This window comes from Roseococcus sp. YIM B11640 (genome assembly GCF_049727625.1).
In the GTDB taxonomy this organism is placed as follows: Bacteria; Pseudomonadota; Alphaproteobacteria; order Acetobacterales; family Acetobacteraceae; genus Roseococcus.
The window spans coordinates 61,499-82,462 of record NZ_JBBJOZ010000005.1 but is presented as its reverse complement, the minus strand read 5'-3'; the positions used below and the strand labels follow the sequence as shown (position 1 = coordinate 82,462).

Below are 20,964 nucleotides of genomic sequence, written 5' to 3'. Positions count from 1 at the left end.
TCAGAAATCCCCGCCGCGAATGTTGGGCGGCCCGATCTCCTCGGCCTCCGCGCGGTCGCGGAAGGGACGGAGGGTTAGGTTGGGCCGCGGTGCCTGGAGCAGCCCGACGAAGGGTGGCACGGGCTGCAGCGTGGCGGCCGCCGCCGGCTGGTTTTCCGCGGTGGCGATGAAGCCCGCGGGGCGGGGCTCAGGTTCCGGCGTGGGCGCGGCGGCAGGCGGCGGCTCGGGCGGCGTCGGCGGCGGCGGTGCCGGCGGCACGACCGGGTTGCAGACGGCCACGCCCAGCGGGCAGTTGTTGAACAGGAACTGGTTGGCGTTGGGCAGCGGCTCGGCCAGCGGCGTGCCGCTCGCGGTTCCGCGCCTTCCCTGTGCCGCGGCAGCGCCGCCCGTGATCCCGGCGATGGTGCCGAAGAGATTGGCCGTGGAGCCGCCATAGACGGCGAGGGCGCCGGCCCCGATCGTGCCGCTGGTGCTGCCGGTTCCGCCCAGGAAGAGCGAGACGTTGGCCAGCGTCGCGTCCAGCCCGCCGAAGGTGATCGCGGGCGCCGTCACCTGCAGCGTCCCCGTGGTCAGCACCCGGCCGGCGAGGCTCGCCAGAGTGGAGGCGTTGATACGCACCGCGCCCGCCGCCTGCAGCAGCCCGTTCAGCGCGAAGCTGCCGGCGTTAATGGTGAGGTCGCCGGTTCGGGCGATGGCGGAATTGCCGTTTACCTGGCCCGCGCCGGTGCTGGTGAGCAGCGTGGTGGTGCCGCTGACGGTGCCGTCCACGCGCAGATCGCCGGTCTGCGCGAGCTGCAGCGTGCCGCCCGTGAAGACCAGGTTGCCCAGCGGCACGCTGAGCAGCGCGGAGCTGTTCGCGAGACGCAGGTTGCCCCCGATCTGCGAGGCGCCGAGCTGCGTGATGCCATTGGCGCCGGTCAGCAGCGCATCGCCCGGCACCTGCAGGACCAGCGCGCCGCCCGAGATGCGCCCGGCGCCGGTTTCCGTGAGGTCTCCGCCCGTGGCCAAGGCGACGCCCGGCGCGCTCACATGGCCCGTCAGCGCCTGGCTCCCGAGCGTCACCAGCGAGATGGTGCTTCCGGCCGACAGGTCGCCGATCACCGGCAGCTGGTTCGCCGGCCCGGTGAGGATGACGCTGCCGCCCGCGATCCCCGTGAGCGTCCCGGCGCCGAGCGTCGTGCCCGCCGCCTGCGTCACGTCGCCGGTCGCGCGCAGGTCCAGCGTGCCCGGGAAGGCGTAGTTCACGGGGAAGCGGATGCCCGATGCGGTCGTCGTGGTGACCCCGTTGAGCGTGACGGCGCCGAGCCGCAGCGTGGAGGCGGTGATCTGCCCCAGCACGACCGGCGTCAGGTCATAGGGCTCGGGCGCGGCGAGGGTGTTGATCGCCATGGCGACATTGGCGTCGGGAGCGATCTCGACCAGCGGGGCCGCGATGGCGGCGGGGGTGGCGCCGCCGCCGACCTCGAGCGAGCCGGAACGGAAGCCCACGCGCTCGGTGGCCGTGATGTTGGCCCCGCCGAGAAGGCCGATGGCGCCCGCCGTGCGGAAGGTGAAGCTGCGCGCCGTGAAGTTGCCGGCGTCGATCTGCAGGGGCGTCGTGCCGTTGTCGAGCGCGAAGTCGCCCGCGGCACGGCTCGGCAGCAGCCGCGCGACATTGTTCGGCGTCGTGGCGTCCGCGCCCGCCAGCAGCGCGTTGCCCAGCGAATTCACGGCGAGCGTGCCGGCCGAAATCTCGCCGCCGCTCTGGACGATGCCGCCCTGCGCGGCATTGAGCGTGATCGCGGTGGTCATGTCCGCGGTGCCGAGGCGGCCGCCCAGGAAGATGCCGGCGGGGGAGGCGGGATTGGTGGCCGAGCTGGCGAAGTCGTAGCCCGCGCTCAGCAGGATCGTGGGCGGCGAGCCCGGCTCGTTCTCGATGACGCTGCCCGCGCCCGTGGTGATGGACCCCGTGGCGCGAATGAAGGTGGAGGCGTCGCCGCGCACCAGGGCGCCGGGCGCGAGCGTGAAGTCGCCGCCGTCCACGTCGATCCGTGCGGCGGAGCTGCGGGATTCGAAGCTTCCGTTCACGCGCAGCGAGATCACGTTGCGGATATTGGCGGTGCCTTCGCCGATGATCGTGCCGATATTGGCGATCTGATTGTCGCCGGTGAGCAGGATGCCGTTGACCAGCGCTTGGGCATTCACCGTCTCCGCGAAGAGGCGCGATCCGGCCAGCTGGGTCAGGTCGGTCTCGCGGATCGTGAAATCGGCGGTGCGGCCCACACGGATGTCGCCGTCCATCGCCATGTCGGTCGCGAAGGTCAGGCTTCGCCCGGTGAAGCCGAAGTCGCGTGCGATGGTGGAGGGCCCGATGACATTCACGAGATTGCCGTCGCTGACGCTGCCCGGATTCGAGTTCAGCAGCGCATCGCCGCCCGATTGGATCAGGAGGCGATCGGCGCGGATGGCGCCCTGCGTCTGCGTGATGCCGCCGGTGCCGGCCGCGAGCTCCACCGTCGAAGGATCGCTCGTGCTGTAGTTGCTGAGCAGGCCGGAAAGCTGCATGGCGCCCGGCGCGGTCGGGTCGGCCGCGTTGGTCGCGAAGTTGAAGCCGGCCTGGGCGCGGATGCCCGTCGAATCCACCGTGCCGCTCGCATTGACGGTCAGATTGCCGCTAGCACGCAGCTGCGTGGACGCGCCGGCATATCCGCCGAAACCGCCGCCCGCCCGGATCGTGCCGTCGATAACGAGGTCGCCGCCGACCACGTCGATGCGGACATAGGAATTGCTGGTCCCGCCCACCGCGCCGGTGACGCGCAGCGAGCCGATGTTGCGGAACTCGGCACCGCCATAGGTCTCGAGATTCTCCAGCGTGCCGATCTGGTTGTCGTTCAGCAGAGACTGCGTGGTGACGGGCTGCACGCTGTTCAGGAAGCCGCCGACGAAGCGGCCGCTCGTATTCGTGGTCGTCACCTCGCCATCTATGGTGATGCGGTTGGTGCCCGGCACCTGCACGAGCGCGCCGAGCCTGATGCCCTCGCCGAAGTTCATGCTCGATTGCAGCAGCACGTCGCCGCCGCTCAGCACGATGGGGGCGTTGATGACCAGGCTCGTGCCCGCCTGCAGCGTGAGGCCGCCGGTCGGCTTGTTCACGGCCGAATCCACCGTCAGAAGCGTGCGCGCCTGGAGTACGAGATCCCCCGCCACGGCGTTGACGGTACCCGCCGCGATGAAGGCCGCACCCGGCGGGTCGCCCGCACCCAGGATGCCGTCCGCGACGTCGGCGGGCGTGACGTTCACCGCGGGGTCGCCATCGGCCACGATGTTCAGCGTGTCGGGATCGATGAGGTAGGTGCCGTTGGTGCGGCCCGGCCCCGCGATCACGCTTACGGCGCCCGTGATCAGCAACCCGTTATGGCCCGAGACCTCGACGAAGCCGCCATTGCCGCCCTGCGGCCCGCCGCGCGCGGTGATGGTGCCCGCATGCGCCGTGTATTCGGTGGAGTTCACCAGCACGGTGCCGCCGTCGCCGCGCTCGGTCGCATCGGCGCGCACGGTGGCGCCCTGCGCGATGCCGCTGCGCCGCGTGACCTGCGTCGCGGAATTGCCGCGCCCATTGGTGCCGATCCGCACCGTGCCGCCGCCCGCGCGGCCGGAGGCGTTGACCGTGGCGCCGGGCGCGACCCAGTTGCGGTCGCCCATGATGTCGACCGTGCCACCGCGCGTGTTGGCGGCGAGGCCCTGGGCGCTCACCTCGCCCTCGATGCGCACCGTGCCGCCGGTACCCGCGATCACGACGCGGCCCGTGCGGCCGGAAGCGTCGGTATTCGCCGCGATGCGCCCGCCCGCGCGCACCAGGTCCTGCACGATGCCGTCCACCGCCTGCGCGGTCAGCACCACGGTGCCGCCGCGCGCGGCGATGGTGCCGGTATTGGTCACCAGCGCCTCGCCATTCGTGGGCGCCTGCCGCACCGGCGAGGCGATCTCCAGCGAGAGCAGCCCGTCGCCATGCAGGTCCACGACCGAGGTCTCGGCGCCCGCCAGCACCACGCGGCCCGCACGCGCGACGATGGTGCCGCGATTGGCCACCTGCGGCGCGACGAGCGCGGCGAGCCCGGCCTCGCGCACCGTGATGCGGCCGTTGTTCTCGATGCGCGCGTTGGGGTCGCCCGGCTGGTCGAAATGCATGCGCCCGCCGCGCATGAAGGCCTCGTTGGCGATATTCGCCGTGGAGACGACGAGCCCCGCCGCATCCACCGTGGCGCCGCGATGGAACACGACGCCCGACTGGTTGACGATCGCCACCTGCCCATTGGCCTGGATGCGGCCCGCGATCTGCGAGGGCACGGGCGTGGTGACGCGGTTGAGCGTGACGGAGCTCGCGCCCGGCTGGTTGAACTGCACCGTGTGCTGGGAGCCCACGTCGAAGCTGCGCCAGTCGATGATGCCGCGCTGGGTGGACTGGTTGATGGTGGTCTGGCCGGCCGTGCCCTGGATGGTGATGCCGCCGGCCGCCACCGTGCCGCCCTGTGGCGCGGCATTGGGCGCGGGCTGCGCGAGGACGGCGGCGGGCCAGAACAGGGCCGTGCCGGCCAGCAGCGTGTCGCGGAGGGGACGGGTTCTCGCCATCGCTCGTTCCTGCCTCAGAACCGGGCCAGGACGCGCCAGAAGAACGCGTCCTCGTGCTGCGCCGGAACGGCCGGGCCCTGGGGCTGGCGGGTGAAGCGGCGCACGCCCTCGAACTGCGCCTCGAAGCGCTCGTTCACCTGCATGCGCACGCCGATGCCGGCGGAGCGCAGCTCGCGGTTCGGGTCGCTCGCGCGGTTCTCGTAGGTCCAGCCCTGGTCGTAGAACAGGTAGTAGGTCGGCAGCAGGCGGATGGGCCAACGCCAGGCCGTGAATTCATGCGAGGTCGAGAGCTGCAGCTCGGCCGAGACGGCCAGTGCGTTGTCGCCCGTTACCTCGCCCGCATAGAAGCCGCGGCCGAGGCGGTTGCCGCCGAGATAGTACTTCTCCGAGACCGGCAGCACGTCGTTGCTCCACTGCCCCGCCAGCGTGCCTTGCAGCGAAACCACCGCGCCGTTCCACGGCGAGAAGAGCGCCTGGGTGCGGCTGATCTCGCCCGAGATCTTGGTGAAGTCCGTCCGGGCGCCGGGGCGCGAGGCGCCGGGCCCGCTGGCCGAGGCGCCGAACCCGTCCAGCCCCTGCGAGAGGCGGATGGAGAGGAAGTTCGTCGCCGGCCGCGTATCGCCCGCCAGCAGGTCGTAGACGGACCAGTCGCCGCCCGCGCGCAGCACGCGCAGGCTGTCGCGCGAGAGGCGCTGCTGCTGGCCGTTGCTGCCGTCCACCCAGATCTCGGTCTCGATCGCGTCGAAGGAGCCGACGAGGTTCAGCGTCTGCGATCGGCGGCGGATCGCGGGGTAGAGGAACTGGATGCCCGCCACGGTGCTCTCGCCCTCGTAGCCGAGCTGCCTGAGCTGGCCGGAAGGATTGGTGCGGCCATGCCCCGCATAGAGCCGCACCTGCAGGCCGGAGCCGCCGACGAAGCCCTGCCAGCTCGCCTGGCCGAAGACCTGCGTGGTGTCGCGGGCGTAGAAGATCTGCAGCTCCGTCCGCTCGCCCAATGAGGTGAAGGAGTTGAACTGCACGCTGCCCAGCGCCTGGAAGGGGCCGGAGAAGCGGGGGCCTCGATTATCCGCCGTGACGTAGCCCGAGACCGCCTGGCGCGAGACCTGCGCCACCAGCGAGAGCGCGCCCGGCGCCGTGCCGGCCGGCCGCAGCACGGAGCGCACGGTCAGGCCCGGAATGTCCTGCGCCAGCAGCAGCTGCCGCTCCAGCGAGGCGATGTCGAGCGGCTGGACGTTCACCAGCCTGTTCAGGAAGCGCAGCACCTGCGTGCCGGCGGGGCCGATATCGCCGTCGAGCTTCACCTCGGTGACGTAGCCCTCGGCCACCTGGAAGCGCAGCACGCCATCGGCCCCCAGCGTCGCGTCGGCGGTCACGAAGGGATAGCCGCGGTCGCGGTAGAGGGTGACGATGGCCGCCCGCGCTTCCTCGATGCGCGCGATCGGCGTCGCCGCGCCGGTCAGCGATCCCGTGGCGGCGATGAGCTCCGCCGGCGTGAAGGCGGTGGTGCCAAGGAAGGCGACCTCCCGGACCGAGGCGCTGCCCTCGGGCGCCGCCCCGGGCCGCGCGGGCGCGGGGGGCGCCATGCCGGGGCCGAGCCTGGGCTGCGAGGGCGGCTCGAGCTGCGGGATGGGCGTGCCGCCCGGCGGGATGACGGCAGCGCCGAAGGGCTGCGCGAGCGCCGGGCCGGACAGGGTCACCAGGAGCGCGAAGGGCACCACCAGCGGTTGCACAAGGCTTCGTGCCTGCGCGTCCATTCGCGTCGTTCCCCCGTGTCGCCGGACGATGTCTATGGGAAGTTAATATATTCCGGAAGATGCTCGGAGGGCGCATTTCGCGCAAGAATCAAATCGCTAGGATTGTCGCGTGTGTCACGCGCGGATGGGCGTGTGTCCTTCCTGCCCGCCGGCCGGCCCGCCGATCCGGATGATCTCGCGGCAAAGCGTCCGAGGTGCCGCGCGGTGGCTGACGATGATGGCACCCTGGCCTGTCCTGTCGAGATGCGCGGCCAGGCGCGCCACCACGAGCGCCTCGGTCGCGGCGTCGAGGCCTTCGGTCGGCTCGTCCAGCAGCAGCCAGGGGGCGGGCCGCAGCAGGGCGCGGGCCAGGACCAGCCGCCGCCTCTCGCCGCCCGAAAGCCGCGCGCCGTCCGCGCCGATCCAGGCGTCGAGATCCCGCAGCCGTTCCTCCAGCGCGGCCGTGTGCAGGGCGGCGCGCATCGCATCCTCATCGGCCTCGGGCGCGGCGAGGCGCAGGTTCTCGCGCACCGTGCCCGCGAGCAGCGCGGCGTCTTGCGGGGCCAGTGAGAAGCCGCGGCGCGCGGCGGCGGGGCTCAGCTCATGCAGGTCCACGCCACCCAGCGCGATCTGCCGGGGCGCGACCTCGCGCAGGCGCAGCAATGTTTCCAGCAGCGTCGTCTTGCCGCTGCCGGAAGGGCCCAGCAGCGCGACGCGGCTTCCCGGCTCCAGCACCGCGCGCTGCGCGGCGAGGCGGATGGCGGGCGGAAAGGCGGTGGCCGCCGCCGTGGGGGAAGGGCCCCCGGCCTCCGCCAGAACCGCGTCGAGACGCGCCCCGGCCTCCTCCGTGGCGCCACGACGTTCCAGCCCGCGGGCGAAGCCCGCCGCGCCCTCCAGCGTCATGGCGGCGCCCAGCGCGGCGAGCGCGGCGAGCGGCAATGGACCGCCGGAGGCGAGCAGCATCGCCAGCGCGGCGGCGAGGCCCGTGGCGCTCGCATGCAGCAGGTCCAGCCAGCCGGCGGCGGCCGTGGCGCGGGCCTGCGCGCCGGCCAGCGCGGCACTGCGCGCCCCCAGCCGCTGCGCGGCCCAATCCTCCAGCCCATAGGCGCGGAGCTCGGGCGCGGCGGCGGCCAGGGCGTGGAATTCCTCCTTCAGAGTTCCGGCGGCACGCTGCGCCGCGCGGCCCGGGGCCTGCAGGGCGCGGGCCAGCCGGTGAGCGAGCAGCAGCGCCAGCGCCAGGATGGTGGCGGTCGCCAAGGCGGGCCAGGGTCCGGCCAAGGCCAGCAGCGCGGTGCCTGACACCCAGGCCGAAACCGCGCCCCAGGCGGCGGAACGGCGGACCAACCCCGCCTCCACCGCATCGACATCCTGCACCAGCCTGGCCCCCGCCTCGCCGACCGGAAGGGAGAGGGCGACGCCCGGCGGCGCGGCGGCCAGCCGGGCGAAGAGGGCGGGCCGGATGCGCGACATGGCGCGCAGCGCGGCCTCGTGCCCCAGCAACCGCTCGGCATAGCGCCCGCCCGTCCGCAGGATCGCGAGGAGGCGGATCGCGGCGCTCGGCAGCATGTAGTTGAAGGCATGGGCGGCGGCGGGCCCGGCCAGCCCGGCCAGCGCGGCCGCCGTGATGAACCAGCCGGACAGCCCGAGAAGCAGGACGGAGCCGCAGCCCACCACGGCGGCGCAGAGGCCCGCGGCGAGGAAGCGGCGGCGCTCCCGCCGGCGCTCGACGGCCAGGAGGGTCTCCAGCGGCCCGCTCATGCCGGCACGCCCAGGTGCATGACGCGATCGGCCGCCGCCGCCACCGCTTCCGAATGCGTCGCGATCAATGTGGTGCGGCCTTGGGCGGCGCGCCGGATCGCGGCGATGAGCGCATGTTCCCCGGCGGCGTCGAGATGCGCCGTCGGCTCGTCCAGCAGCAGGATGGGCGCGGGCTTCAGCAGCGCGCGGGCCAGGCCGATCCGGTGCCGCTCGCCGCCCGAGAGCCCGCCGCCGCGCTCGTCCAGCCGGGCCCCGAGCCCGCCCTGCCGGCCGGAGATGAGCGGCTCCAGCCCCACCTCGGCGGCGGCACGGGCGATCTCGGCCGGCGTGGCGTCGCGGCGGGCGAGCGCCAGGTTCTCGGCGATGGTGCCGGGGATGATGAGCGGCCGCTGGCCCATCCAGGCAATGGAGGGCGCGAAGGACCCGGCCTCGGACAGCACCAGCCCACCGACATGGACCTCGCCAGAGGTCAGCGGCGCCAGGCCGAGCAGCAGGTTCAGCGCGGTGCTCTTGCCCGAGCCGCTGGGGCCGAGCAGCGCCACCGTCTCGCCGGGCGCGATCTCCAGCGTCAGCTCTTCCAGCGCCGGCCGGTCCTGGCCGGCGAAGCGCACCGTCACGCGCTCGAAGCGGATCGCGGGCGGGGCCGTGAGGGCAGGCGCGGCGGGGGTGGGCAGGCGCGGCCGCGCTTCCAGCGGCATGAGGCGATCCGCCGCCGCCTCGGCCGCCTGCCTGTCGTGATAGGCGGCGGCGAGGCGGCGCATGGGCGCGTAGAATTCGGGCGCCAGCGCCAGCACGAAGAAGGCGCGGTGCAGGTCGAGCTTCTCGGGGGCCGGGAAGGGCAGCAGGCCCAGCAGGTTGAAGCCGCAATAGACCGCGACCAGCGCCACGGAGAGCGCGGAGAAGAACTCCAGCGCGCCGGAGGAGACGAAGGCGATCCGCAGCACGCTCATGTTGCGCCGCCGCAGGTCGTCCGCTGCCTGGGCGAGGCGTGCCGTCTCCCGCCCTTCGGCCTGGAAGGCGAGGATGACGGGCAGGGCGCCGAGCCGGTCGGCGAAGAGGCCGGAAAGGCGCGACAGCGCGAGGAACTGCCGACGCGCCGCATCTGCCGCCGCGCCGCCCGCCAGGGCCAGCGCCAGGACGAAGGGCAGCAGGGTGAAGACCAGGATGCCCGCGCTCATGGGGCTGGCGGCGGCGGTCGCGGCGGCGACGAGGAAGGGCACGAGCCCGGCCGCGAGCCGCGCGGGAAGGAAGCGCGCGACATGGCCGTCCAGCGCCTCCACCTCCTCCACTGCCGCGGCCGCCAGCTGGCCGGTGGGCGGCCGCTCCCCGGGCGGAATGGCCAGGGCTGCGATGGTGATGCGGCGGCGCAGCGCGGTCTTGGCGCGGCGGGCGGCCTCGGCCCCCGCGCCGAGGGCCAGCCGCGCCAGCAGCCCGCGTGCCGCCATGGCGGCGAGCGCCAGCCCGAGCCATGGCAGCAGCGCGAGGACGCCGTGCGGCAGGGCCACCAGCCCCGAGGCCAGGGCGAAGGCGAAGCCCATGGCGGCCACGCCGTCGAGGCACAGGAAGAGCGCCGCGCGGCGGAGCGGGCCGGCACCCGGCTTCGCGGCCTCCCGTAACCAGGCATTTCGGCGGCGAGCGCCGTCGCGGTCGGGCGAGGGGAGGGCCATGGGCCCAATATCGCGCGATCCCGTCACGAGGTCTTGATCCAAATCAAGGTGGTGGAAGCAGCAACATGGGAGCTACCATCCCACCCCAGGAACGCCGGGCCCGCCTGTCGCGCGCCACGGCCAGGGGCGGAGCATGACCATGGATCCAGGCGTCGTCGACCTTTCGCGGCTGCAATTCGCGCTGACCGCCATGTACCACTTCCTCTTCGTACCTCTGACGCTCGGCCTCTCCTTCATGCTGTTCATCATGGAGAGCGTCTATGTGATGACCGGCCGCGCGATCTGGAAGACGATCACGCAGTTCTGGGGCCTGCTCTTCGGCATCAACTTCGTGCTCGGCGTCGCCACCGGCCTGACCATGGAGTTCCAGTTCGGCACGAACTGGTCCTACTTCTCGCATTATGTGGGCGACATCTTCGGCGCGCCGCTCGCCATCGAGGGCCTCATGGCCTTCTTCCTGGAGGCGACCTTCGTCGGGCTGATGTTCTTCGGGTGGGAGCGGCTCTCCAAGCTTGGCCATCTTTTCGTGACCTTCATGGTCGCGCTCGGCACCAACCTCTCCGCCCTCTGGATCCTCATCGCGAATGGCTGGATGCAGAACCCGGTCGGCTCCGCCTTCAATCCCGAGACGATGCGGATGGAGGTGACGAGCTTCTTCGACGTGATGTTCAACCCCATCGCGCAGGCGAAGTTCGTCCATACCGTCTCGGCCGGCTACGTCATCGGCGCGGCCTTCGTGCTGGGTATCTCGGCCTTCTACCTGCTGCGGAAGCGGCACGTGGCCTTCGCGCGGCGTTCCATGACGGTGGCGGCCGCCTTCGGCCTCGCCTCCTCGCTTTCCGTCGTCGTGCTGGGAGACGAGTCGGGCTACGCGCTCACCGACAACCAGCGCATGAAGCTCGCGGCCATCGAGGCCATGTGGCACACCGAGCCCGCGCCCGCGGGCCTGACGCTCTTCGGCATGCCCAATGTGGGCGAGCGCCGCACGGATTTTGCGGTGAGCGTGCCCTGGGTGCTCGGCATCATCGCCACCCGCAGCTTCGACCGAGAGGTCACGGGCATGTCGGAACTGGTGTTGCTGGCGCAGGAGCGCATCGAATCCGGCCGCCTCGCCTTCGGCGCCGTCGAGGCCCTGAAGGCGGATCCCAACGACCAGGCCGCCCGCGCGGTCTTCGCCCAGCATGGGCGCGACCTGGGCTACGGCCTGTTGCTGACGCGCTACGTGGCCGATCCGCGCCAGGCGACGCCGGAGCAGATCCAGCGCGCGGCCTGGGACACGGTCCCCGACGTGCCGGTGATGTTCTGGGCCTTCCGCATCATGGCGGGCATCGGCTTCCTGATGATCGCGCTCTTCGCCACGGCGTTCGTGCTCTGCAGCCTGCGCCGCTTCGAGGACCGCTGGTTCCTGCGCTGCGCGCTCTGGGCCATGCCGCTGCCCTGGATCGCGGCGCAGCTCGGCTGGGTGCTGGCCGAGACGGGGCGCCAGCCCTGGTCGATCGAGGGCGTGCTGCCGACCTTCCTCGGCGTCTCGAGCCTGACGCGCACCGACCTCTGGATCACGATCACCGGCTTCACCCTGATCTACGGCATCCTCGCCGTGATCGAGGTCGGCCTCATCGTGCGGACGGTGAAGAAGGGGCCCTATGCCTCGCACGAACCGCAACCCGGACCGGGCGACCTGCCCGCCACGCCGGTGACGGCCTGAGGAGGCGGCGATGGAAACCCTGATCGACTACGACATCCTGCGCCTCGTCTGGTGGCTGCTGCTGGGCGTGCTGCTGATCGGCTTCGCCCTGACCGACGGCTGGGACCTGGGCGTGGCCACCATGCTGCCCTTCGTGGCCAGGACCGATGTCGAGCGCCGCATGGTCATCAACTCCATCGGCCCGACCTGGGAGGGCAACCAGGTGTGGTTCATCCTGGGTGGCGGCGCGATCTTCGCCGCCTGGCCCTTCGTCTATGCCGTCAGCTTCTCGGGCTTCTATCTCGCGATGTTCCTGGTGCTGGCGGCGCTGATCCTGCGGCCCGTGGGCTTCAAGTACCGCTCCAAGAAGCCGGACCCGGCCTGGCGCACGCGCTGGGACTGGGCGCTGTTCATCGGCGGCTTCGTGCCGAGCCTGGTCTTCGGCGTCGCGGTCGGCAACGTGCTTCTGGGCATTCCGTTCCGCCTGGATGGCAATCTGCGCTCCTTCTACGAGGGCCATCTCTGGAACCTCTTCACGCCTTTCGCGCTGCTCTGCGGCCTGCTCTCCGTCTCGATGATCGTGCTGCACGGCGCCTCCTTCCTGGCGGTGAAGGTGGAGGAGGGGCCGGTGCTGGAGCGCGCGCGGCGCTTCGGCACCGTCGCGGCGGTGCTGTCCATCCTGCTCTTCGCGGCAGGCTGGGCCTATGTGGCCTGGGGCGACATCGGATACCGCATCGTCTCCGGCGCGCATCCGGTGGGCCCGTCCAACCCGCTGCGTACCCGCACCGTTCAGGAGGCCGGCGCGTGGCTCGGCAATTTCCGCGCCTGGCCGCTCGCCATGTTGGCGCCGGGCCTCGGCTTCATCGGCGCGGCGCTGGCGCTGGCGGGCATCCGCACGCGCAATGCGATCGCGGCGCTGGCCGGCTCCTCGCTCTCCGGCGCCGGGATCATCGCGACGGTCGGCCTGGCCATGTTCCCCTTCATCCTGCCGAGCTCGATCGACGCGACGTCGAGCCTGACGGTGTGGAACTCGTCCTCCTCGCATCGGACGCTGTTCAACATGCTCATCGCGACGGTGATCTTCCTGCCGCTTGTCCTGCTCTACACGGCCTGGGTCTACAAGGTGCTGTGGGGCCGGGTGACGAGCAAGGATGTCGCCGCCAACTCGCACTTCTACTGAGGAGAGCCGGCCATGTGGTACTTCACTTGGGTGCTGGGCCTCGGCCTCGCCGTCGGCTTCGGAATCCTGAACGGGATCTGGCACGAGTTCCATCTGCCCGCGGACGATCCGGACGGCCCGCAAGGCTGACAATCCAGCCGCGCGGCGCGGCAAGCTTTCAGGAATTTCAGGCGAGGGTATGATCCGGGCTCTCCGACAGAGAGCCCGGCATGAGCCAGTCCTGTAGTGCCTGCGAAGTGCGTGACGAATCCCTCTGCGGCGGCCTGGAAGCGGCGGAGCTGTCCGCGCTGGCGCGCCTCGGCCGCGAGCGCGTGCTGGAACGTGGCGAGACGCTGATCTGGGCGGGCGACGACGCGCCGATCTGCGCCAACCTGCGATCGGGGGTCCTGAAGCTCAGCGCCACCATGGCGGATGGGCGGGAGCAGATCCTGGGCCTGCTCTACCCCGGCGATTTCGTGGGCCGCCCCTTCGCGGACCAGGCCGGCCACAGCGTGACGGCCCTGACCGGCGCCACGCTCTGCGCATTCCCCCGCCGCGGCTTCGAGGCCCTGCTGGAGGGCGGCGGCCGGCTGGAACGCAAGCTGCTGGAGCGGACCCTGACCGCGCTGGACGAGGCGCGCTCGCGCATGCTCATGCTCGGCCGCATGACGGCGGGCGAGCGGGTGGCGGGCTTCCTGCTGGAGATCTCCCGCCATGTCGAGGCGGGGCCCGACGGCAGCTTCGCCCTCCCCATGACGCGCGCCGAGATGGCTGACGTGCTGGGCCTGACCATCGAGACCGTGAGCCGGCAGATGACCGTCCTCCGGCGCCAGGGCGTGATCGACCTGCCGAGCGCCCGGCTGGTTGCCATCCGCGACCGCCGCGCGCTGGCCGCCCTGGCGGAGACCGACCGGGCCGCCTGAATCAGCCGCCCGGGGCAGAACCCTTGCGCTCATGGGCCAGCAGCCAGGCCTTGGCTTCCAGCCCGCCCGCGAAGCCGGTCAGCGAGGCGTCAGCGCCCACGAGGCGGTGGCAAGGCCAGATGATGGACAGAGGGTTGCGCCCATTCGCCGCCCCCACCGCACGGGCGGCGGCGGGACGGCCCAGCCGCGCGGCCATCTGGCCATAGCTCATCGTCTCCCCGGCCGGGATCGTGGGCAGCGCCTCCCAGACCGCGCGCTGGAAGAGCGTGCCGGTGGCGGCGAGCGGCAGGCCGAAGCGGTGGCGCGTGCCGGCGAAATACTCTCCGAGCTGGCGCGCGGCCTCGCGCAGGACGGGATGCTCCGGCGCCTCGCCGAGGAGCGTGACGGGCACACGGCGGCCGTCCTCCCCGGGCCAGAGAACCGCTGCCAGACCCGCCTCGCCGGCCGCGAGGCGCAGCCGGCCGAGCGGGGATTCCACGTGAAGCCACCAGAGGCCGGGCGCGGCGATCGCGGCCATCGGCGTCACCGAATGGCCATCGCCGGCCCGCCGCGTAAGCTGCATGGCGAACGGAGTGCGACGGAAAACCTCATGCGATTTGTCCTTCTGGCGCCGCTGCTGGCGCTCCTCCCGATCGGCCAGGCCTCCGCGGATTTCGTCCGCACGGGCTCCTGCCAGGCCATCCTGGCGGTGGACAGCTGGTCGAGCACGGCGCGGCCGGATGGCCAGTTCCAGAACAGCATCCAGATCCGCAATGCGACCAGCAACCGCAAGTACATGCTGCTGGTCGACTTCGACCGCCGGACTTACCTGACGCGGATGGAGTTCCGGCCGGGAGAGACCGCGCAGGTCGCCATGGCCGTGACGCCCACGCAGCTGACCCAGCAGCAGATCGAGCAGTCGACCAGCTTCATCTGCATGTACATCACTACGGTCGGTCCACGGCCTGGCTGAGCCGCTTCGCCGCGGCGAGCACGGGCCCGGCCCCGGCCATCGAGACGGGCCGGGCCGGGCCGGGATAGGCGGCGGCGAGGGCCGCCAGCAGCGCATCCAGCGCCGCGCTCACCTCGGCGGATTGGGCGGCGCGCCATTGGGCTCCGGCCCGCGCGGCGCGGTCGGCGGCGGCGCGATAGAGGCCGTAGCCGTCGAGATAGGGCTCCAATTGCCCGGGTGCGTCCAGCGCCGCAGCGTATTGCTGCGCGGCCCGGCCGGCCATGTCGGCGACGACCGCGGCCTGGGCCTTGGGGGTGGCGCCGCCGCCCGGCGCATGGGCCTCGGCTGCCAGCAGCGCGGCGAGCACGGCGGCCGCCGCCTGCTCGACTTCGGCCAGCGGTGCCCGGTCGAGCGCCAGCGCGGAGGCGCGCTCCATCGCCTCACGGAACTCGGCGACGCCGAGGCGGGCCAGCACCTCCTCCAGCTCTGCGTAAACCTCGGAAATGGGATGGGCGAACATCTCGCCGGCGGCCTGGGCCTCGCCGAGGCGGTAGATGTCGCGGCCGGCAACGTAGTGCGCGGCCATCACATCCATCGCGATGAGGAACTCGACCGGGTCGTGCTCGGCCCGCGCGGGGTCGATACCGCCTTCGCCGCCGGCCTCGCCGCCCTCGCCGCCCTGGGTCACCGGCACGGAGGGGATCGTTTGCGGCGCGGGCTGCGCGAAGGCCGGGGCGCCCGCCATGGTGAAGACCCCCAGCCCGAGCCACATCTTCGTCGAAACCCGACGGCCGATCATCGCCGATACTCCACGCCCATCCCCGGCCAGCCTAGCATGCGGCGATGATCCTTTGCCTCTCCCAAGTCCTGGACGCAGCGCTGCGCGCGCGCCTGGACGCGCTGCTGGAGGACGCCGCCTTCGAGGACGGCGCGGCCACGGCGGGCTGGCATGCGCGCCTCGTGAAGGCGAACCGCCAGGCCGTGCCGCGGCACCCCGGCGCGCGCGAGGCGGCGGTGCTGGTGAGCGCTGCCCTGCGCGAGCACCCGGTCTTCCGCGCGGGCGTGCAGCCGCGCCGCATCGCACCGCCGCTCTTCGCCCGCTACGCCGGCGGCGAGAGCTACGGCACGCACGTCGACGATGCCCTGATGGGTACGGACCCGCTGCGCAGCGACGTGGCCGTGACGGTCTTCCTGGCGGACCCCGCGACCTATGGGGGCGGTGAGCTGGTGATCGAGGATCCCGCCGGCGAGCAGGCCTTCAGGCTCGGCGCGGGCGATGCCATCGCCTATCCGGCGACGAGCCTCCACCGCGTGGCCCCCGTGACCAGCGGCGAGCGGCGCGTGGCGGTGACCTGGGTGCAGAGCCTGGTGCGCGATGCGGCGCAGCGCGAGATCCTCTTTGACCTGGACACCGCGCGGCGGCAGGTCTTCGAGCGCGAGGGCAAGAGCGCAACCTTCGACCTGCTGGCGAAAAGCCACGCCAATCTGCTGCGGCGCTGGGCAGAGGTGTAGGAGGCACAAGCTTCCTGGCGCCTGGCGGCAAGACAAGATGTTCCTTTGGAATCATGGCATTTGGTTGCATTGCAACGAGATCGATGCGGGGCAACAAACGCGCACATCTTCAACTTGGAGTTGTGTCGTTCGAATAATACAGGGAAGAGACAAGAAATCCCTTTGTTGAACCGGGGGCGCATGCCTAGCCTTTGTATTTCAGGCGAGGGCTCCGCGAATGGCAACCTATTCCTATAATCAGTCCTTCGGGCTGTCTTGGAACTCGGCGCAGCAGCAGTGGCAAGTTGGGACTGGGAGTAGCCAAGTCGGAACCTTGAACGATATTGAGGGGGACGGGACGTTCGAGCTGAACGACATGATCTACGGCGCGGTCTCCCCGCCCAATCTTCCTTTCGGAGGAACCGTCAGTTTAGCTGGCAGGACCTACGTTATTCTTGGAAGCCCGTATAACCCAAGTGGAAATATATACTTGTTCGGTAATTATCCTAATATGCAGGGGCCGCCACCTTTTAACCCGTCCCAGGTTATGGGCGGCGCTTTTCTCACCTGCTTTCTGGAAGGCACTAGGATCGTCACCCCGGACGGAGAACGGGCGGTCGAGGATCTTGCCATCGGGGACTCGGTCTTGACCGCCGACGGGCGGTCGGTCCCGGTGCGCTGGATGGGACGCCAGACCGTGGTGACGGCCTTCGGGCCGCCGGCAAATCGTGGTCCGGTGTCCATCGCGCCCGGCGCGCTGGGGGGCAACCTGCCCCGGCGCGAGCTGCGCGTGACATCGGATCACGCCCTGCTGCTGGACGGCGTGCTGATCCATGCGGGCGCGCTGGTGAACGGCACGACGATCCGCCGGATGGGAGGGGATGAACTGGGTGAGCGCTTCACCGTCCATCATATCGAGACGGCCGAGCACGAGATCATCCTGGCGGAGGGCGCGCCCACCGAAACCTTCCTGGACACCGTCACGCGCCGGCGCTTCGACAACCACGACGAATATGTCGCGCTCCATGGCGAGGATCGGCACGAGATGGCCGGGCTGGATTATCCGCGCGTGAAAAGCGTCAGGCAGCTGCCGCGCATGACGCGGGAGAAGCTCGGGAAAGCCGTGGGTCTCGCCGCCGTCGAGGCCGCCTGAAGCGGAATAGCGGTCGCGGCAAGGGTTCGGGGCGTCACCTGGCCCCCGGAGATGGGCGGGCGTTGGTCCCCGGCAACCGCGAAGTAAGCCAGCCTTGTGGATCGTCCCCCGCGACAGGAGGCGTTGGGGAGCGACTACCCGCCGGAGCCTTTCCGGCTCGGCGTCCGCTGCTGGGACGTGAAGTACTTTCGGGACGATTGCCTAAGAGCCGATGAACGGCCAATTTGCTTTCACTCCTATGCCTTCACCCGGGATACGAGCGGCCCATGATGTCCAACGTTGAAGACCTTTATCGCCTCCTCCGGGCGGGTCACGTTCAGGCGCAGGGGATCGTGGATACCATTACCGATCCCATGCTCGTGCTGGACGAGGCGCTTCGCGTCCAGAACGCGAGCCGATCCTTCTGCGAAACGTTCAAGGTCGATCGGGATGATACCGTCGGCCAACGTATTTTCGATTTGGGCAATGGCCAGTGGGACATTCCGGAGTTGCGACTACTGCTGTCGCAAGTGATTCCCCGCAGCGCTGCGGTCGTGAATTTCAAGGTGGAGCAAGACTTTCCTGGTCTTGGTCCAAGGACCATGCTCTTGACTGCCCGGACCCTGCATCATCCGGATTACGCCAGCCATTCCATGTTGCTGGTGATCGTGGATGCGACAGCCTCCGCGAAGCGTGAAGCGGCCCAAGATCTGCTGATCGGAGAGCTGCGTCACCGGATGCGGAACCTCTTCGCGCTCACCCAGTCCATTGCCCGCCGAACCACCACCGAAGATCGCTCGGCGGAAGAGTATCGCGACGCCTTTCTCGGCCGCTTCCGTTCGCTCGTTGCCGCGCAGGATTTGGCCTTTGCTCAAACCGAAACCAGCGTTGAGGCTTTGGTCCATACCATCCTTGCCCCCTATGGGTTTGGGCCGGAGGCCATCTCCATTCAGGGTGCGGTCAATGTTTTGCTGCCCTCTAAAGCGACAATGTCGCTCAGCCTCGTCTTCAACGAGCTGGCTACGAACGCCGCCAAATATGGGTGCCTCTCTGTCCCGCACGGCCGGGTCAGTGTTGCCTGGCAGGTCGAGGATGACGGCAACACACTTCGGCTCACATGGACGGAACGAGGCGGTCCCCCGATAGAAGCGCCGGTCGTGAAAGGCTACGGAAGTGAGCTGATTGAATCTGCGGTCCGGCTTGGCCTCGAGGGCGAAGTTCAACACCGATACGAAACCGGCGGTCTGGAAGTGGAGATCGTCATTCCATTGGAATCGCCGTCCACGTCGGGCTGACGATGGATGCGAAGTAGCTCCGCGCTGGCTATTTCCGCCTTGCGAGGCACGCTCCCCAGAACAGGCTCGAGAAGAACCAGGTGGGGGGCTCGAAGCCGGCAGCCGAGAGAAGTTCCGCCACGGCCTCTTCCGAGGCCGGCGGGTCCGCTCCCTCCAGGATCTTGCCGAGCTTGGCGCGCACTTCCTCCGGCGTCGCGCCCTGCATGCGCCAGCGCTCGCCCCACGCGGCGAGGAGCAGCGGCTGGCTGGCGTAGGCGTAGCGGTTTCCCGCCAGGATGAGCGGCGCGCCTGGCCGGAGGCGGCCGGCAATCGAACTCAGGAGCCGCCGCTTGGCATCATCCCCCGGCTGGTGATGCAGGACCCCGATCAGGGTCGCAGCACTGAATAGCCGGTCAGGAGGGAGATCCTCGACGTAGCCGAGATGAAAATCGGTTCGCCTCGCCAGGCCAGCCCGCGTCACTTCCGCGATGGCTATATCCAGCATCGGCCGCGATGGATCGACGGCGGTGAACCGCCACGACGGCGAAAGCCTGCTGGCCGCGACGACCTCCTGCGCGCCGCCGCCCGCCCCCACGACAAGGATTTCGGCGCCATCATCGCTGCCAAGCGCGGCCGACAACATGCAGGCGGAGAGTTCATGACATGCGTCGTAGCCTGCGAGAGCGATACGGCTCTGCGTCTGGTATTCGTGGGCCCGCGCTGGGTCGAATTTCTGGGCGGCGGATGTGGATGACACCGGAAATCAGTCCTGATCGAGAGTTCAACGCCCGAGCTTCCGACGCATGACCGCTCTCCGGAAGCGCTCCGGCAGCTGCATGGAGAAGGTTTCAGTGCGCGGTAAGCCCGCCGCCCCGCCGCTACCCATGGCGGCGGTCCGTTATTCGCAGGGCAGTGCCACCTTTGTCTGCCCGCGGACGTTCTGGTGGGAGAGGCCAACGACCGCGCTCGCCCCGCGCAGTCGGGAGCCATTGGAGGCTAAGCCTTGCCCAATGCAGCAACCATCGCAGGCATGCGACGCCTTATTAGCTCCCTAGAAGCTGAAATCCTTGTCCGACAGGCCGAGGTGATCAATGCAACAGGGGAGAACGACGTCTACGAGCAGTGTCTTTCCGAACTTCTGCTGCAAGCTGCGGAGGAACACGTGACGGACACGCGACGCAGATTGGCTCTAGCGCTTGGCCGGGAAGGCCCGCCCGAATTGGACGCCGACCCGGCAGCGCCGTCGTGACCAGCGATGGACAGCACGGCGCCGTTCCGCCCCAGGCCGTGACGCCCAGCATCGAGGAACTGATCCGGGTCGTCGCCCAGATCGAGGCGAGGCTGGCCGCCCAGCAAAGAGCCCTTCGCGATTTGCCTCCGGACATCGCCCAGCAAATCAGAATCACCGCTCAGATCCTGACCGCCACCACGATAGACAGCCTGGCTCAGAGCAAGGCCGACTTGGTGGCCGCGCGTGCGCGGCTGGCCTAAGGGCCGGGTTGAGCGCTCGCCATTCGGGTCAGGGCGGAACGTCGACGTCGCGGGGAATATTCCCGCGGCGATGCCGCTGGAAGCTTCCGGCACGCGTTCTTGGATATGGGGCACCAGCAGCGCAGCGCCCGCGCCGTTGAGGAGCCCCATCAAAGGCCCTCCTGCCATGGTTTACGCTCGGACTGTCGAAGGCTGGGACAGCTCATTGCTGTTCTCGACGCGGAACTCGTTTCCCGGCGCGCTGAAGTTGCTGATCAGCTGGTCGCTGCCTCGATCCACGAAGAGTGCCTGGCTGAGCTTCTTCTCCTGGTCACCCAGGACCGGCTGGCCGAGGCGCGGCTGGTGATGGCCGTCGCTCTCCGAAAGCAGGCGGATTGCTGACCCGGGCACAGACCCCAGTGCCGGGCAGACCGAGACGAGCCGTCCTCGAGATGGCTCAGGGCTTGATGGCCACGACCCGGTCGTACATCCGACCCATGCATCAATTCGACGGGAAGATTTCGCCGAAGAACCAATCGGAAGGATTGGGTCATGCCGAAAGCACGCACTATCGAGGAGCTGATCCAGCTCGTCGCGCATATCGAAGGGAAGCTGGCGGATCAGCGGCGCGCTATCCTGAACCTGCCACCGAAGATCGCGCCGCATATCGAGACCTCGGCCCAGATCCTGATCACCACAACGAAGGAATGGCTTGTCAGGAGCCGGGTCGCGCTGGCGGCAGCGCGCGCGCGCCTGCATTGAGGCTTCCACTCCGAGCCAAGCCGCCGCGCTCGATGGGCTGGGCCCCAGCTTCCATGGCCGAAGCGATTGAAATGGTGGATGCCGAATTCGGGAAAAGACCCCGAATTTTCGCTACTTACCACCCGCGGCAGGCCATGGAAGCTCGGACGCTGGCTGCCACGCTGGGGCGCCTCTATGACCACCGCGACCCATTCCGCGTCTGCGGGCGACAGGGCCGGTGGCCCTCAAGATGGTCCGCAGCGTGGAGACGCTTCGTCCGGAGGGCGAAAAAACCCGAGGAAAACAGCGGTGGCGTCCCCAACGGGATTCGAACCCGTGCTGCCAACGTGAAAGGCTGGTGTCCTAGGCCTCTAGACGATGGGGACGTACCGT

The 20,964-nt window shown here is 70.1% G+C and carries 18 protein-coding genes and 1 tRNA gene; 10 read left to right on the top strand and 9 right to left on the bottom strand.

Annotated elements, in window-relative coordinates; genetic code table 11:
• From WJM96_RS18985 to cydD, 4 genes are all read right to left on the bottom strand, one after another.
• Positions 1-4,608 carry a beta strand repeat-containing protein gene (locus WJM96_RS18985; protein WP_424814113.1) on the bottom strand — a complete coding sequence of 1,536 codons (4,608 nt, stop codon included), beginning with the start codon at positions 4,606-4,608 and terminating at the stop codon, positions 1-3.
• Positions 4,609-4,622: 14 nt separating this feature from the next.
• The gene (locus tag WJM96_RS18980; RefSeq protein WP_424814112.1) at positions 4,623-6,362 is read right to left on the bottom strand and encodes a ShlB/FhaC/HecB family hemolysin secretion/activation protein; all 1,740 of its coding nucleotides are present in this window, start codon (positions 6,360-6,362) and stop codon (positions 4,623-4,625) included.
• Positions 6,363-6,476: 114 nt separating this feature from the next.
• On the bottom strand, positions 6,477-8,099 hold the full coding sequence (locus tag WJM96_RS18975; RefSeq protein WP_424814111.1) for an ATP-binding cassette domain-containing protein: 1,623 nt from the start codon (positions 8,097-8,099) through the stop codon (positions 6,477-6,479).
• Entirely contained in the window at positions 8,096-9,766 is a 1,671-nt protein-coding gene (cydD, locus tag WJM96_RS18970; protein ID WP_424814110.1) for a thiol reductant ABC exporter subunit CydD, read from the bottom strand. The genes WJM96_RS18975 and cydD overlap by 4 nt, the downstream gene beginning before the upstream one ends.
• A 139-nt stretch (positions 9,767-9,905) precedes the next feature.
• Between cydD and WJM96_RS18965 the strand changes: the two genes are divergently transcribed.
• The 4 genes from WJM96_RS18965 to WJM96_RS18950 all read left to right on the top strand — a co-directional run bounded on the left by WJM96_RS18965 (position 9,906) and on the right by WJM96_RS18950 (position 13,532).
• Positions 9,906-11,471: a cytochrome ubiquinol oxidase subunit I gene (locus tag WJM96_RS18965; RefSeq protein WP_424814319.1), complete on the top strand. Its 1,566-nt coding sequence runs from the start codon at positions 9,906-9,908 to the stop codon at positions 11,469-11,471.
• A 10-nt stretch (positions 11,472-11,481) separates the two neighbouring features.
• Positions 11,482-12,630: a cytochrome d ubiquinol oxidase subunit II gene (cydB, locus tag WJM96_RS18960; protein WP_424814109.1), complete on the top strand. Its 1,149-nt coding sequence runs from the start codon at positions 11,482-11,484 to the stop codon at positions 12,628-12,630.
• Positions 12,631-12,642: 12 nt separating this feature from the next.
• Entirely contained in the window at positions 12,643-12,759 is a 117-nt protein-coding gene (gene cydX / locus WJM96_RS18955) for a cytochrome bd-I oxidase subunit CydX (protein WP_424814108.1), read from the top strand.
• Positions 12,760-12,839: 80 nt separating this feature from the next.
• The gene (locus WJM96_RS18950; RefSeq protein ID WP_424814107.1) at positions 12,840-13,532 is read left to right on the top strand and encodes a Crp/Fnr family transcriptional regulator; all 693 of its coding nucleotides are present in this window, start codon (positions 12,840-12,842) and stop codon (positions 13,530-13,532) included.
• Position 13,533: 1 nt separating this feature from the next.
• Here the strand turns inward: WJM96_RS18950 and WJM96_RS18945 are convergent, their stop codons facing one another.
• A complete protein-coding gene (locus WJM96_RS18945; RefSeq protein ID WP_424814106.1) occupies positions 13,534-14,094 on the bottom strand; it encodes a methylated-DNA--[protein]-cysteine S-methyltransferase in 561 nt (186 codons plus the stop codon).
• A 27-nt stretch (positions 14,095-14,121) separates the two neighbouring features.
• On the opposite strand from WJM96_RS18945, the gene WJM96_RS18940 reads away from it, so the two are divergent.
• Entirely contained in the window at positions 14,122-14,484 is a 363-nt protein-coding gene (locus tag WJM96_RS18940) for a hypothetical protein (RefSeq protein WP_424814105.1), read from the top strand.
• On the opposite strand, the gene WJM96_RS18935 is transcribed toward WJM96_RS18940, so the two are convergent.
• Positions 14,459-15,262, bottom strand: coding sequence for a hypothetical protein (locus tag WJM96_RS18935; protein ID WP_424814104.1), 804 nt, complete (start codon positions 15,260-15,262; stop codon positions 14,459-14,461). The genes WJM96_RS18940 and WJM96_RS18935 overlap by 26 nt on opposite strands.
• Positions 15,263-15,306: 44 nt before the next feature.
• On the opposite strand from WJM96_RS18935, the gene WJM96_RS18930 reads away from it, so the two are divergent.
• The 3 genes from WJM96_RS18930 to WJM96_RS18920 all read left to right on the top strand — a co-directional run bounded on the left by WJM96_RS18930 (position 15,307) and on the right by WJM96_RS18920 (position 18,381).
• Positions 15,307-15,975, top strand: a complete 669-nt coding sequence (locus WJM96_RS18930; RefSeq protein WP_424814103.1) for a Fe2+-dependent dioxygenase — start codon at positions 15,307-15,309, stop codon at positions 15,973-15,975.
• A gap of 217 nt (positions 15,976-16,192) precedes the next feature.
• Positions 16,193-17,107 carry a Hint domain-containing protein gene (locus tag WJM96_RS18925; protein ID WP_424814102.1) on the top strand — a complete coding sequence of 305 codons (915 nt, stop codon included), beginning with the start codon at positions 16,193-16,195 and terminating at the stop codon, positions 17,105-17,107.
• A 266-nt stretch (positions 17,108-17,373) separates the two neighbouring features.
• A complete protein-coding gene (locus tag WJM96_RS18920; protein WP_424814101.1) occupies positions 17,374-18,381 on the top strand; it encodes an HWE histidine kinase domain-containing protein in 1,008 nt (335 codons plus the stop codon).
• A gap of 28 nt (positions 18,382-18,409) precedes the next feature.
• On the opposite strand, the gene WJM96_RS18915 is transcribed toward WJM96_RS18920, so the two are convergent.
• Positions 18,410-19,117, bottom strand: a complete 708-nt coding sequence (locus tag WJM96_RS18915) for a class I SAM-dependent methyltransferase (RefSeq protein WP_424814100.1) — start codon at positions 19,115-19,117, stop codon at positions 18,410-18,412.
• A 530-nt stretch (positions 19,118-19,647) separates the two neighbouring features.
• Here WJM96_RS18915 and WJM96_RS18910 point away from each other — a divergent pair.
• A complete protein-coding gene (locus tag WJM96_RS18910) occupies positions 19,648-19,851 on the top strand; it encodes a hypothetical protein (protein ID WP_424814099.1) in 204 nt (67 codons plus the stop codon).
• A gap of 171 nt (positions 19,852-20,022) precedes the next feature.
• Here WJM96_RS18910 and WJM96_RS18905 read toward each other — a convergent pair whose 3' ends face one another.
• Positions 20,023-20,241: a hypothetical protein gene (locus tag WJM96_RS18905; protein WP_424814098.1), complete on the bottom strand. Its 219-nt coding sequence runs from the start codon at positions 20,239-20,241 to the stop codon at positions 20,023-20,025.
• A 141-nt stretch (positions 20,242-20,382) separates the two neighbouring features.
• Between WJM96_RS18905 and WJM96_RS18900 the strand changes: the two genes are divergently transcribed.
• Positions 20,383-20,592, top strand: coding sequence for a hypothetical protein (locus WJM96_RS18900; RefSeq protein ID WP_424814097.1), 210 nt, complete (start codon positions 20,383-20,385; stop codon positions 20,590-20,592).
• 289 nt (positions 20,593-20,881) lie between these two features.
• Here WJM96_RS18900 and WJM96_RS18895 read toward each other — a convergent pair.
• Positions 20,882-20,957: transfer RNA gene (locus WJM96_RS18895), tRNA-Glu, on the bottom strand.
• Positions 20,958-20,964: the final 7 nt, after the last annotated feature.